This window comes from Branchiibius hedensis, from assembly GCF_900108585.1.
Taxonomy (GTDB): domain Bacteria; phylum Actinomycetota; class Actinomycetes; order Actinomycetales; family Dermatophilaceae; genus Branchiibius; species Branchiibius hedensis.
In genome coordinates this window covers 2,281,087-2,293,732 of sequence record NZ_UESZ01000001.1, presented here as the reverse complement: position 1 = coordinate 2,293,732, position 12,646 = coordinate 2,281,087, and the positions used below count along the sequence as shown (strand labels likewise).

The following is a 12,646-nucleotide window of genomic DNA, read 5'->3' as shown; positions in this document are numbered from 1 at the left end:
CGTTACGCGCATGGATCTGGACGCCTACGTTGCGGCGCACCACGCCGAGTGGACGCGTCTGGGCGAACTGGTCAAGCGCCGGCGGCTGTCGGGCGCGGAGGCCGATGAGTTGCTCGATCTCTACCAGCGGGTCGGCAGCCACCTGTCTGTCATCCGCACCAGCGCTCCCGACCCTTCCGTCGTGCAGTACCTGTCAACGTTGCTCACCCGGGCCCGGACCCGCGCGCTGGGGGCACGAACGTCCAGTTGGTCGGACTTCGCGCGGTTCTTCGTGGTCAGCCTGCCGCTGGTTCTCTATCGCCTGCGCTGGTGGTGGCTGGGCATCATGGCGCTCAGCTTCGCGGCAGCCGCGGTCATCGCGATCTGGATCATCCGCGACCCGGCCGTCAGCGCTCAGATCGCGACGCCGGAGGAGATCAAGCAACTGGTCGATCACGACTTCGCCGACTATTACAGCCAGTACGCCGCCCGCGACTTCGCCTTCCGGGTCTGGACCAACAACGTGTGGGTGGCTGCAGCGTGCATCGGCGGCGGCATCCTGGGCTTCCCAGTGATTCTCATGCTGTGGCAGAACACGGTGAACCTCGGTGTCATGGCCGGATTGATGATCGCCAACGGTAAGGCCAACGTCTTCTTCGGGCTGATCCTGCCGCACGGCTTGCTCGAACTCACCGCTGTCTTCGTCGCTGCTGGTGCCGGGCTGCGGATTTTCTGGTCGTGGGTTGCGCCCGGTGGGCAATCGCGCTCGGCTTCGCTGGGTCAGACCGCCCGCAGCATGATGGTCGTTGTCCTCGGCCTGGTGATCGTGCTCGGCGTGTCCGGAGTGATCGAAGCGTTCGTCACCCCCAGTGGTCTGCCGACCTGGGCGCGTGTCGGGATCGGGCTGATCGCCGAGGTCGCCTTCCTGGCCTACGTCTTCACGCTCGGTCGGCGCGCTGATCATGCTGGAGAAAGCGCCGACCTCACCGCCGAGGACCTCAGTGCGGAGGCACCCGTCGCGGGCTAGGTAAGGTAATCCTTATGCCGCGAACCCGTCGGGAATGGAAGACCTATCCGATCAACGTGCGCGAGTTGCGCGTTCTGGAAGTCAGCGACGTCACACCCCGCATGCGCCGCATCGTGATCGGTGGTGACCAACTGGGTGCGTTCACGACACAGGAGGGCATTGCGGTACCCGCGTTGCGCAACGAGGGATTCGATGACCACCTCAAGGTCATCGTGCCCGACGCCGGCCAGCCGCACGCCGTACCCCCGCGTCAGGTCGAAGGACACCTGGACTGGTCGATGGCGTCGGCAGCCAAGGATTACACGCCCCGCGAATGGGATCCGGACACCGGTCGTCTGACTCTGGACTTCGTGAAACACGATGGCGGCCTGGCCTCGGCGTGGTCGCTGAACGCGAAGGTCGGGGACCTGGTGCACGTCGCCGGCCCGAAGAACTCCGCGCTGCTGCCAACCGGGATCGATTGGTTGCTGGTGGGTGGCGACGAAACGGCTCTGCCGGCGATCGGCCGGCTGCTGCACGAGTGGCCGGCCGGTGTCGGTGGCCAGGTCTTCGTGGAGGTCGCCGACGCGGCCGAGGAGCAGGATCTGCCGGTGCCGGACGGGGTGACGCTCACGTGGCTGCACCGTCGGGGCGTCGCCGCGGGCCACAGCACCGCGCTGGCAGATGCCGTCACTGCGATGCCGTGGCGGGAGGGATCGGTCTACTGCTGGTTCGCCGGAGAAGCGATCAGCCTCAAGCCGATCCGCCGGTACCTCAAGGAGCGTGGCGTGCCGGCCGACTGCCTGGAAGTCAGTGGCTACTGGCGTCGGACTGAGGAGAGCCCCGAGACGGCTCGGCTGGTGCGGTTGTTGTCGCTGACGCCGCAGATCGCACTGCGGGTTGCGATCCGCGAGGGCCTGATCGGGCGCCTGGAGAAGGCGCCGGCCGACCCGGCCACCCTCGCTGCGGACCTGGGCCTGAACGAGACGGCCGTGCGAGCGCTCGCGCGGGCCCTGGTCGCCGAGGAGGTCCTCGCCGCCGACGGGGCGGACCCTGCTGTCAACGCCGGGGGAGTGCTGTCGCTGGGTCCCGTGGGTCAGGTGCTGACCGAGGAGTACGCCGAGGTGGCCGACCCGCGGGCGCAGTACCTCGATCTGTCAGTGGCATCCGTGACTGCCGCGCTGCATGGTCAGCACGGCCCCCGTCCCGAGGTGCCCCAGGACCTGCTCACCCAGGACGCGGCGTGGGCGGCGCCGTCGCTGGTGCAGCATCACGACTGGGACTATCCGGCGGCCACCGTCCTCGGATCCGCCGCCCAGGCGGTCGCGGCGCAGCTGCACAGCGACGTCCCCGCGCTGCCGGTCAGCACCAGTGGTCGCCCGACGCCCGGCGCGGTCGTCGTGGCGTGCTGGTGGCTCGAGCAGTTCACCGACGAGCAGGCGCTGTCAGCGCTCGCCGAGTTGGCGGAACAGTGCCACTCGGTCGGCGCCGCCGCGATCGTCGCCGAGCGGTTGCGAGACACCGATGAGCAGGTGCACGACCATGACGCCGAACTCGACCTGCAGTTGCTGGCGGCCTACGGTTCCGGGCTGCGCTCGGCTGAGGAGGTCGAATCCCTCATCACCCGTGCTGGATTCACGATCCGCACGCGGCAGGACCTGGGCTGGGACATGCGCTCCTGGGAACTCACCACAGGCCAGCCCGTTTGAGCTGTAGGTAGTGATCGACCAACGCCACCGGCAGGACGCCGGGTGGCTCATCCAGCACGGTGGCGCCGGCTCGCTGCAGGGACTCGGCCGTCGCCCGGCGCAACTGCCGGGTGCGCTCGGCGGCCGCCGCGTCGTACACCGCCTTGGCGTCGCCACGTTCGTCGGCCATCGCCGCCACCGCCGGGTCGCTCACCGACGCAACGATCACCCGGTGGTGCGCGGTCAGCACCGGGAGGACAGGTAGCAGGCTCTCGCGCACGACCGCCGGTTCGAGCGCAGTCAGCAGTACGACGAGTGCCCGGGTGCGCGACAACTGCTGGACCGCACCCGCCAGACGGCTCCAATTCGCCTCGACCAGAGCGGGTTCGATCCCGGCCATCGTCGTCACGGTCTCGTGCATCAGCGCGGCGCGGTCGGTGACGCCGGTGATCCGGGCCCGGACCTGCTGGTCGCCCATGGCGATCGAGATGCGGTCGCCGGCCCGAGACGCCAACGCGGTCAGTAGGAGCGCGGCGTCCATGCTGTGGTCCAGGCGAGGGGTGTCGAGCACGCGCGACGCGCTGGTGCGCGAGGTGTCCACCAGGACTACGACGCGTCGATCGCGTTCGGGCCGCCACGTGCGGACGACCGGGTGTTGGCGACGGGCTGTGGCCCGCCAGTCGATGCTGCGCACGTCGTCACCGTCGACGTAGTCGCGCAGCGAGTCGAACTCGGTACCCTGGCCGCGGATCTGCACCGCGGAGTTGCCGTCGATCTCGCGCAGTTGGCGAAGTTTGCTGGGCAGTACCCGGCGGCTCGGAAAGGCTGGCAGGCAGCGCACGGTCAGACCGGTCGGCACGGATCGTTGCCGGGCGGCCAGCCCCAGTGGACCGCGAATCCGACTGGCGCAGTGGTCTGCTCGACGATCACCACGGCGCGTCGGCGTCAGGGTCACGGTGAATCGGTCACCCTCGCCGGGCGGCAGGTCGAAGGTGTGCCGCTCACCGGTGGCGCCCGCGGAGGGCTGCCATGCCTCGCGCAACAACCCACGGGCCCGCCGGCCGGAGACGTTACGCACGGTCACGACGTACGTGCCGGATTCGCCCAACCGGATCTGGGGCGGATCGGTCCGGGAGACATCGACCCGCGCCCGGGCGAGCAGCAGGTCGAGCAGGACCAGCAGCGCGACCGCGAGCAGCCACCAACCCACCGTGGCGAAGGACGGCCACAGCAGGACAGCGACCACGCCCAGCAGGACGAGGCCGACCGTGCGCCCGGTGATCGCCATCGGGTCAGCGGGGGACGGCGACCGAGTTGATCGCCGAGGCGAGGATCGCCGACACACCCACGCCCTCGAGCTCCGACTCCGGACGCAATGAAAGCCGGTGCGCCAGAGTCGAATACGACATCGTCTTCACATCGTCAGGGGTCACGAAGTCGCGGCCCTGCAACCATGCCCAGCAACGTGACGTCAGCAGCAGCGCCGTGGCACCACGTGGGCTCACGCCGAGCGACAGGGACGGTGAGGTGCGCGTCGCACGGGCGATGTCCACGATGTAAGCGGCGATCTCCGGGGCGACGTGCACGGTGCGGACGGCCACGGAGCCCGCCGCAAGGTCTTCGGCGGTGGCCACGGGTTGGATGGCGCTCAGGTCGCGCGGGTCGAAACCCTCGGCGTGCCGCATCAGTACCGTGACCTCCTGATCGCGCGGCGGCAGATCGACCACAACTTTCATCAGGAATCGGTCCAGTTGCGCCTCGGGCAACGGGTAGGTGCCCTCGTACTCGACCGGGTTCTGCGTCGCGCACACCAGGAACGGATCCGGCAACGCGTGCGGCTCACCATCGACCGTCACCTGCCGCTCCTCCATGGCCTCCAGCAACGCCGACTGGGTCTTGGGTGGCGTGCGGTTGATCTCGTCGGCCAGCAGTAGATTGGTGAAGACCGGACCGGGCCGGAAGGCGAATTGTGAACGGCCGGCGTCGAATACCAGGGATCCGGTGATGTCGCCGGGCATCAGGTCGGGGGTGAACTGCACGCGTTTGGTGTCCAGATCGATCGCCGCGGCGATGGATCGCACCAGCAGGGTCTTGGCCACGCCCGGGACACCCTCGAGCAGCACGTGCCCCTTGGCGAGCAGCGCGATGATCAGGCTGGTGACGACGGACTCCTGCCCGACGACGGCCTGCCCGACCTGTGCGCGGACGGCCAACAGTGCCTCTCGTGCCCGGTCTTGGTTCATTGCGGTCGGACCTGCCTTTCCAGGGTGGTGAGTTCGTTTGCGAGTTGGACCAGTTCGGTCTCGTCGGTGACCGGCCCGTCGAGCAACAGGGTCGCGATGTCCTGCTCCGACCGACCGGTCTGGGACGCCGCCGCACGGACGACGTCCGGGGTGCCGAGATAGGACGACACGCGGGTACGGGTGGCTTCCCGCAACGCACTCGCGGCGCGGTCGGTGTCCTTGGCCTTGCGGTAGAGCCGCCCGCGTGCGTTCGTCGTCTCCTGTGCAGGTACGACGACCGGTAACGGCTCGCGGACCAGGCGCCCCAGCCGACGGCCGCGCCAGAGCATGAGGGCGACGGTCGCTGCGGCGAGCACGGCGATCATCGGACGCCACCAGTCCGGCCACGGCAGTCCACCGTGTCCGGTGGCGCTTCCAGCGTCTCCGCTGAACCACACCAGGTGCTTGGAGCCGCCGAGCGCGCGAAGACCGATGGCAGCGTTATCCGCCTTGAGCACGCTGTCGTTGGCGATCGCCCCGGTGGCACCCAGCAGTAGCACGTTGCCGTCCAGTTGCACTGCGGCGTAGCCCTGCTCACGACCCAGGCACGCGTGACCGGTCGTGTCCTCGTAGGTGACGTCGGTGTCGCGGGCCGCAGATTGAAGCCCTTGGAGCCAGTCGATGGTGCAGCCGCTGCCTCTGCCGGTGGGGATGGGCTGGTCGCCGGGTGCCAGCAACACGATCCGGTACGCCGAGGCGAACCTGTCCTCGATGTCTTGTAGCTGGTCAGGGTCGAGCAGGTCCGGGTCGCTGATCAGGATCGTGTCCTGGGCAGAGGAGGGTGTCTCCATCAGTTCGGTCATGCTGCGGACCGGGGTGACGTCGACACCGGTCTGACTGAGCACCCGCGCGATCGCCTGCCCGCCAGCGGGATAGGGATTGTCGGGGTCGAAGAGGGTGGCGTTGCTGGTCTGCCGGCTGGCGAGGAAGACCGAGACAACGAGCAGCAGGAGCACCACGACGCCCCAGAACGCCCAGGGGTGCCGCTTCATGCGACCACCACAGGACGCGCAGCCCGAAGACGCTCATCCAGCCCCCGGATCCGGTTGACGTCAGCCTCGGAAGCCGGCACCTCGCCGTACCGGAAGAGGTCGAATCCGCTTGCGGCCCTCTCGATCTCGCCTGACTCGGCCGGGAAACAGCCGGCCAGGGGTCTGCCCAGTTCGTGCGCGGTCAGGCCGGGATCCGCGGGCACCAGCGCACGTTCCTGGCCACTGCGGGCCAGGGCCCGGAAGTAGTCAAGGTAGGCCCGGGTGTAGTCGCCCCGGGCGGCGGCCTCGGCGGCGCTCGTGCGTAGCTGCGCGGCGGTCGCGGTGGCGTCGGTGAACACCAGATCCTCGGCCACGCTCGGGGCAGCGCGGCGGGCGCGGAACCGGGTCAGCGAGTATCCGACGGCGATCACCAGCAGCACCAGCAGGATGGTCATCACGATGCCGGGCGCGGAATTGGCATGGCGCAGAATGGGATCCAGGACGTGGTTGATGAACCAATCCTTCGCCTCTTGCAGCCAGTTGCGCTGCGGGGCGTACTCCGGATTCGCCAACTCCTGCCGGAGCAGGTCGCGCGCGTGATCGGGATCAATCACGAAGCGGCTGCCATGAGGGTGACATCGAGCGCTTCCTTGCGGATCCGCTGGTCGATGTAGAGCAACCCGGTCACGTTGGCGGAGAACGGTGCGAGGACGCCGCCGATGATCGCCGACCAGATGGTCGTCACGGTTAGGGTGACCGCGCCGCCGAGGCCGAACGCGAGGAACGCGACAGGGGTGGTGGCCAGCCCGCTGACGAATCCGACCACGATCCGGGTCAGCACCTCGATGCCGAGAATCCGCCAGAACTGGCCGCGCGACAACGCCCACGACCGCTTGAGAGCGGCGATGGGACCCGCGCGCTCCAAGACGACGGCGGGAGCAGCGAGTGACCAGCGGGTCCAGACGAAGACCACGCCGGCCCCGATCGCGAGGGTCAGAGGAATGGCGATGGCGATGACCACCCCGGCATCGAGGGTGTTGGCCAGCAGGACGATGAGCCCGACCAGGAGGCCACCGACGACCGCGGTGGTGACCGCGAAGATGAGGGCGAGTCCGATCAGGGGCAGGATGCGCGAACGGATGCCCTGCCAGGCGGCGCCGATGCTGCACCGCCGGCCCAACACTGCTTCGGCGAGGACGAAGACCAGCATCCCGGCAAGCACGATCCCCGCAAGGCCGTCCAGTACGTAGCCGCCCGCCTGGGCGATGAGACCGCGGGCGTCGGTTTCCACCCCTCCGTAGAGGCTGGCCCTCGACAGCAGGGCAACCGCGAGCACCGAGGGGATCGCGGCGATCAGCGTCACCACCAGCGACAGGCCGATGGTTGCGGTCGGATTGCCCCGAATGGTCGCGACGGCGCCCTCCCAGATGTCGCCGAGTTTCAACGGCCGCAACGGGATCACGCCAGGTTTAGGGCTCAGCGGAATCGGTTGGTAGGGCATCATCGGCGCCTGCTGCCCCCATTGCGGCGTGCCGTAACCACCCTGCGGTGGCGTCCCCTCTGGCGGCGTCCAGCCCTGGCTCATAGCCGCAGCCTAGCTAGGCTGGCGACCATGCTGGCTGACCTGATCGACCACACCTTGCTCAAACCCGAAGCGACGGCCGCCGATGTGCAGGCGCTGATCGACGAGGCCGAGGAATTGGGCACCTACTCGGTGTGCGTCTCGCCGAGCATGCTGCCCCTGACGCTGCCCGACGATCTGAAGCTTGCCGTGGTGGCCGGCTTCCCCAGCGGTAAGCACCATTCCTCCATCAAGGCGGCCGAGGCGGCGCTCGCGGTGGCACAGGGCGCCGACGAAGTCGACATGGTGATCGACGTGGGTGCGGCCGTCGCGGGGGAGTACGAAGCGGTCGGTGCCGATATCGCGGCAGTCCGGGCCGCCGTACCCGATGCTGTTCTCAAGGTGATCATCGAGTCCGCGGCGCTGTCCGATGAGGCGATCGTGGCCGTCTGCGAGGCCGCAGTCGCCGAAGGAGCCGACTTCGTGAAGACCTCGACCGGGTTCCACCCGGCGGGAGGCGCGTCAGTGCACGCGGTCGAACTGATGGCCAAGACCGTCGCCGGCCGCGCGGGCGTCAAGGCTTCCGGTGGGATCCGTGACCGGGCGACCGCGGACGCCATGGTCGCCGCGGGAGCGACCCGGTTGGGCGTCTCCGGCAGCCGCGCGGTGCTCGCCGGCGAGACCTCCACCGGCTACTGACGCTCATGAACGTACGCCGAGTGGTGCGGCAGGGATCCTCCCTCGCCATTGGCTGGGGACTGATCGGGGTCTGCGTTCTGCTCGGCGTGATCTTCACCTTCGGGCACGGTGGTATCGATCCGCATTCGGCCTGTTTCCTGCTGGCGGCCGCGTTGGCCCTCTGGGCGGTCTTCGTGCGCCCATGCCTGATCCTGGCGACCGGCGGGGTCGGACTGCACAACATCGTGCGCGACGTGGATCTGTCCTGGCCGGTTATCGATCTGATCGAAAGCCGTTGGAATCTCAAGATTTTCGCGGCGGACGGCCGGGGCTGGGGGTCCTGGGCGATCACCACGCAGCGGCCAACCGCACGCGGCGCGGTCCGCACCGGCGGTGGGAGCGGCCTCGGCCTCGGCCGGGTCTCGCCGGAGGACTTGAAAGACCCAACGGCTTCGGCGTCGAGCGTGGCGCGGACCATCCAGGAGGCCAAGGCGGACTACGAGCGTGCCGTGCGGCAAGGTCAGTTGGCGCGGCAGGAGGAGCAGGTCCGGATCCGTCCGGCCTGGCCCTCGATCGCCGCCCTGGCGGCAGCTGTGGCGCTGATCGTGATCGGGATCCTCACCTGAGCAGGTCGCGGACCGCGCGGTTCACGGTCGCGAGCTGCTGGCTGGCCGTGTCGCGCTCGCCCGCGATCGCTTCGAGATAAACCTTCAGCTTCGGCTCGGTCCCGCTGGGTCGGATGATGATCCGGGTCCGGTCGGCCAGGTGGATCCGCACGCCCTCCGTCGGAGGCAGCTCTCCGCCCTGGGACAGGTCCTCGAACCCGGCCACGGCGATGCCCGCGACTTCGGTGGGCGGCTGGGCCAGCAGCGAGGCGGGCAGGCCGGCGCCGCGGATCGAGAAGCTGTCGGTGACGTGCGCGCCGTACCGCACATCCAACTCCCGCAACACATCGATCAGCGTGCGGCCCTGCGCCTTCAGGGTGGCCGCGAGTTCGGCGACCAGCAGGGCGGCGCTGACCCCGTCCTTGTCTTTGACCCGCTCGGGGTCGACGCAGTAGCCGAGGGCCTCCTCGTAGCCGTAGACCAGGCCGGGCACCCGACTGATCCACTTGAACCCGGTAAGGGTCTCCTGATGACGTACGCCGTGCGCCTGGGCCATGGCCGCGAGCAACCGGGAGGAGACGATCGAGTTGGCGAAAACGCCTTTGTCGGGAACCCCGCGGGCGAGTAGGTGGTAACCAAGCAGCGCCCCGACCTCATCGCCGCGCAGCATCCGCCAACCGCCCACGTCAGGTACGGCGACCGCGCACCTGTCCGCGTCTGGATCGTTGGCGATGACTAGGTCCGCGTCCTCGTGGCGAGCGGTCTCCAACGCCAGGTCGATGGCGCCGGCCTCTTCGGGGTTGGGGAAGGCGACGGTGGGGAAGTCTGGGTCGGGTTGCTGCTGCGCTGCGACCGGGATGGGCGTGGGGAACCCGGCTGCTTCGAAGGCGTCGAGCACGATCTGCGAGCCCACGCCGTGCAGGGCGGTGTGCACCACCTTCAGATCCCGCGCAGAGTCAGCGGCGACGACCCGGACGACGTCCTCCAGATACGCCTCCACGATGTCGTCGCCGAGCGTCTGCCACCCGTCGTCCGCGACGGGTACGTCGGCTGCGCGGGGTGCGATGAGTGCCTTGATCTCCTCGTCGGCCGGCGGCACGATCTGGCTGCCATCACCGAGGTAGACCTTGTACCCGTTGTCCTGCGGCGGGTTGTGGCTCGCGGTGACCATCACACCGGCATCCGCACCGAGGACGCGGATCGCGTAGGCCAGGACCGGTGTCGGCAGCGGCCGGGGCAGCAACATCGCGTGACCACCGGCGGCAACGGTCACTGCGGCGGTGTCCCGGGCGAAGACATCCGAGTTGTGCCGAGCGTCGTACCCGATGACCAGAGCCGGCTCGTCGCCGAGGTAACGGACAAGGCCAGCTGCCACTCGGCGTACGACGACGCGGTTCATCCGGTTGGGACCGGCACCGAGGGCACCACGTAGGCCCGCCGTCCCGAAGTCGAGTAGCCCGCTGAATCGGTCGGCGAGTTCGGCCTCGTCGTCCAGGAGCGCGGTGAGTTCGGCGCGGGTGGCGGGGTCGGGGTCGTCGGCGATCCAGGCCTCGGCCTGGTCCCGCAGGCTCACGGGAGTTTCCTGATCACGTTCGCCAACAGGTCGCCACATCTGGCGGCAGCGGCCTGTCCGGCCTCGATCACCTCTTGATGGGACAGCGGCTGATCACTGACCCCGGCGGCGAGGTTGGTCACCAGGGAGATGCCCAGGACCTTCATCCCGGCCTGCCGGGCTGCGATCGCCTCCAGCGTGGTGGACATCCCGACCAGATCGGCACCCATGATCCCGGCCATTTTCACCTCGGCAGGGGTTTCGTAGTGCGGACCGCGGAACTGCGCGTAGACGCCCTCGGGCAGCTGCGGGTCGACGGTGTGGGCGATGTCACGCAGTTCTTGTGCGTAGAGATCGGTGAGGTCGACGAAGTTGGCACCCTCGATCGGCGAGGCCGCCGTCAGGTTGATGTGGTCGCGGATCAGGACCGGTGTCCCCGGGCCCCAGTCCTTGTTGAGCCCACCGCAGCCGTTGGTGAGGACGATCGTCCTGCAGCCGGCAGCGGCCGCGGTGCGGACCGGGTGGACTACCGCACGCACGCCGCGGTCCTCGTAGAAGTGCGTCCGGGTGCCGAAAACCAAGGCGCGACGGTCGGTTTCGCCGATCTGGACCGAGCGCACGGTGCCGATGTGACCGGCAACGGCGGCCGGTTTGAAGCCGGGTAGGTCGGTGTTGTCGATCGTTGCAAGCGTGGGCCCGATCAGATCGGCCGTCTTGCCCCAGCCGGATCCCAGCACCAGCGCCACGTCGTGCGCGGCGATTCCGGTGCGGTCGGCGATGACGTCGGCGGCCGCTTGGGCCAGTTCGAAGGGTTCCTGGGTGTCAGCCACCCCGTCAGGTTAGTAGGGCAGCCGTGGAAGGATGAGGGCCGTGACGACTCGAAAGCGCTCCGTGGTCGTGATCGGTGGTGGCCCGGGTGGCTACGAGGCGGCGCTGGTCGGCGCCCAACTCGGCGCCATGGTCACCGTGATCGAAAAAGAAGGTATGGGTGGCGCCGCCGTCCTCACCGACTGTGTGCCGAGCAAGGCCCTGATTGCGACGTCGGACTTCATGTCCCGGTTCGAGGCGGCCGGCCGGCTGGGCGTCGGCTTCGACACCACCGAGTTGGACCAGCACGCGCACGCCGAGGTGCAGCAGATCAACCAGCGCATCGTGCGGCTGGCCAAGGCGCAGAGCCTGGACATCCGGGCGCAGTGCGAGAGCGCCGGCGTCCAGGTCTTCGACGGTGTCGGCCAGATCGTCGACCGCGGCCGGGTGTACGCCGAGGGCACGAACGGTGTGTCGCGCGAGTTCGGCGCGGACACGATCTTGGTCGCCGTGGGTACGACGCCCCGCCAGCTGCCGACCGCCGTACCTGATGGTGAGCGGATCCTCACGTGGCAGCAGATCTATGACCTGCCCGAACTGCCCAAGCACCTGATCGTCGTGGGCTCCGGTGTCACCGGTGCGGAGTTGGCGCACGCGTATCTGGGGCTCGGTTGCGAGGTCACGCTGGTGTCATCCCGTGACCGCGTGCTACCGGGGCAGGACGCGGACGCGGCGACGGTCATCGAGAACGTCTTCCGCCGGCGCGGGATGAACGTGTTGAACAAGTCGCGCGCGGTCGGCGCGCAGCGGGTTGGCGACTCCGTCGTGGTGACGTTGGACGACGGCCGGACGGTCGAGGGTTCGCACGCGTTGCTCGCGGTCGGCGCCATCCCGCAGACCGAGGGCATTGGACTGCAAGCTGCCGGTGTCGAGACGACGGCTTCCGGACACATCGTGGTGGACCGCGTGTCGCGCACCAGCGTGCCGGGGATCTACGCAGCGGGGGACTGCACCGGGGTCTACCCGTTGGCGTCGGTGGCGGCGATGCAGGGCCGGATCGCGATGTTCCACGCGCTGGGTGACGCCGTCGCGCCGCTGAATCTGCGTGGTGTGTGCGCGAACATCTTCACCGACCCGGAGATCGCGACCGTGGGTTACTCGATGGCGGATATCGACGAGGGCAAGGTCGAGGCCCGCACGGTGACGCTGCCGTTGTCGACCAACCCGCGGGCCAAGATGCGCAACATCACCGATGGTTTCGTGAAGCTGTTCGCCCGCCCCGGTTCGAACACGGTGGTCGGGGGCGTGGTCGTTGCACCCCAGGCGTCGGAGTTGATCTTCCCGATCGGCATCGCGGTGCAGAACCGGCTGACGGTCGACCAGTTGGCGTCGACGTTCTCGGTGTACCCGTCGATGACCGGCTCGATTTCCGAGGCTGCTCGGCGACTGCACACGCTGGAGTCCTAGCGGTCCGCGGGCGTAAGCCTGATGTTGTCAGACCCCTCTTCTAGGGTTCT

At 68.7% G+C, this 12,646-nt stretch carries 12 protein-coding genes; 5 read left to right on the top strand and 7 right to left on the bottom strand.

Annotated features, from left to right (window positions below):
* The first annotated feature begins 10 nt into the window (after nt 1-10).
* The gene (locus DR843_RS11105) at nt 11-1,006 is read left to right on the top strand and encodes a stage II sporulation protein M (protein ID WP_109685830.1); all 996 of its coding nucleotides are present in this window, start codon (nt 11-13) and stop codon (nt 1,004-1,006) included.
* 14 nt (nt 1,007-1,020) lie between these two features.
* Nucleotides 1,021-2,694, top strand: coding sequence for a siderophore-interacting protein (locus DR843_RS11100; protein ID WP_109685829.1), 1,674 nt, complete (start codon nt 1,021-1,023; stop codon nt 2,692-2,694).
* On the opposite strand, the gene DR843_RS11095 is transcribed toward DR843_RS11100, so the two are convergent.
* The 5 genes from DR843_RS11095 to DR843_RS11075 are packed head-to-tail and all read right to left on the bottom strand — an operon-like array spanning nt 2,672 to nt 7,511.
* Entirely contained in the window at nt 2,672-3,961 is a 1,290-nt protein-coding gene (locus DR843_RS11095; RefSeq protein WP_109685827.1) for a DUF58 domain-containing protein, read from the bottom strand. The genes DR843_RS11100 and DR843_RS11095 overlap by 23 nt on opposite strands.
* Nucleotides 3,962-3,965: 4 nt before the next feature.
* Nucleotides 3,966-4,916 carry an AAA family ATPase gene (locus DR843_RS11090; RefSeq protein ID WP_109685825.1) on the bottom strand — a complete coding sequence of 317 codons (951 nt, stop codon included), beginning with the start codon at nt 4,914-4,916 and terminating at the stop codon, nt 3,966-3,968.
* Entirely contained in the window at nt 4,913-5,947 is a 1,035-nt protein-coding gene (locus DR843_RS11085) for a DUF4350 domain-containing protein (protein WP_109685823.1), read from the bottom strand. The genes DR843_RS11090 and DR843_RS11085 overlap by 4 nt, the downstream gene beginning before the upstream one ends.
* Complete coding sequence (locus DR843_RS11080) at nt 5,944-6,540, bottom strand: DUF4129 domain-containing protein (protein WP_109685821.1); 597 nt, start codon at nt 6,538-6,540, stop codon at nt 5,944-5,946. Before DR843_RS11080 ends, DR843_RS11085 begins: the two co-directional genes overlap by 4 nt.
* Nucleotides 6,537-7,511, bottom strand: a complete 975-nt coding sequence (locus DR843_RS11075; RefSeq protein ID WP_146202556.1) for a DUF7847 domain-containing protein — start codon at nt 7,509-7,511, stop codon at nt 6,537-6,539. The genes DR843_RS11080 and DR843_RS11075 overlap by 4 nt, the downstream gene beginning before the upstream one ends.
* Before the next feature lie 27 nt (nt 7,512-7,538).
* On the opposite strand from DR843_RS11075, the gene deoC reads away from it, so the two are divergent.
* Together deoC and DR843_RS11065 are read left to right on the top strand one after the other, a co-directional pair.
* Nucleotides 7,539-8,186 carry a deoxyribose-phosphate aldolase gene (gene deoC, locus DR843_RS11070; protein ID WP_109685817.1) on the top strand — a complete coding sequence of 216 codons (648 nt, stop codon included), beginning with the start codon at nt 7,539-7,541 and terminating at the stop codon, nt 8,184-8,186.
* Between the two features lie 5 nt (nt 8,187-8,191).
* On the top strand, nt 8,192-8,791 hold the full coding sequence (locus DR843_RS11065; RefSeq protein ID WP_146202555.1) for a hypothetical protein: 600 nt from the start codon (nt 8,192-8,194) through the stop codon (nt 8,789-8,791).
* On the opposite strand, the gene DR843_RS11060 is transcribed toward DR843_RS11065, so the two are convergent.
* Nucleotides 8,784-10,382: a phospho-sugar mutase gene (locus tag DR843_RS11060; RefSeq protein ID WP_109685814.1), complete on the bottom strand. Its 1,599-nt coding sequence runs from the start codon at nt 10,380-10,382 to the stop codon at nt 8,784-8,786. The genes DR843_RS11065 and DR843_RS11060 overlap by 8 nt on opposite strands.
* The gene (locus tag DR843_RS11055; protein WP_109685812.1) at nt 10,340-11,152 is read right to left on the bottom strand and encodes a purine-nucleoside phosphorylase; all 813 of its coding nucleotides are present in this window, start codon (nt 11,150-11,152) and stop codon (nt 10,340-10,342) included. Before DR843_RS11055 ends, DR843_RS11060 begins: the two co-directional genes overlap by 43 nt.
* 31 nt (nt 11,153-11,183) lie before the next feature.
* Here DR843_RS11055 and DR843_RS11050 point away from each other — a divergent pair, with 31 nt between their 5' ends.
* Complete coding sequence (locus DR843_RS11050) at nt 11,184-12,596, top strand: NAD(P)H-quinone dehydrogenase (protein ID WP_109685811.1); 1,413 nt, start codon at nt 11,184-11,186, stop codon at nt 12,594-12,596.
* The last annotated feature ends 50 nt before the right edge of the window (nt 12,597-12,646 follow it).

Excerpts from the sequence above, each read along its gene's own strand:
- DR843_RS11105 (WP_109685830.1), top strand. The coding sequence starts at position 11 with ATGGATCTGGACGCCTACGTTGCGGCGCACCACGCCGAGTGGACGCGT.
- DR843_RS11100 (WP_109685829.1), top strand. The coding sequence starts at position 1,021 with ATGCCGCGAACCCGTCGGGAATGGAAGACCTATCCGATCAACGTGCGC.
- DR843_RS11095 (WP_109685827.1), bottom strand. The coding sequence starts at position 3,961 with ATGGCGATCACCGGGCGCACGGTCGGCCTCGTCCTGCTGGGCGTGGTC.
- DR843_RS11090 (WP_109685825.1), bottom strand. The coding sequence starts at position 4,916 with ATGAACCAAGACCGGGCACGAGAGGCACTGTTGGCCGTCCGCGCACAG.
- DR843_RS11085 (WP_109685823.1), bottom strand. The coding sequence starts at position 5,947 with ATGAAGCGGCACCCCTGGGCGTTCTGGGGCGTCGTGGTGCTCCTGCTG.
- DR843_RS11075 (WP_146202556.1), bottom strand. The coding sequence starts at position 7,511 with ATGAGCCAGGGCTGGACGCCGCCAGAGGGGACGCCACCGCAGGGTGGT.
- deoC (WP_109685817.1), top strand. The coding sequence starts at position 7,539 with ATGCTGGCTGACCTGATCGACCACACCTTGCTCAAACCCGAAGCGACG.
- DR843_RS11065 (WP_146202555.1), top strand. The coding sequence starts at position 8,192 with ATGAACGTACGCCGAGTGGTGCGGCAGGGATCCTCCCTCGCCATTGGC.
- DR843_RS11060 (WP_109685814.1), bottom strand. The coding sequence starts at position 10,382 with ATGTGGCGACCTGTTGGCGAACGTGATCAGGAAACTCCCGTGAGCCTG.
- DR843_RS11050 (WP_109685811.1), top strand. The coding sequence starts at position 11,184 with ATGAGGGCCGTGACGACTCGAAAGCGCTCCGTGGTCGTGATCGGTGGT.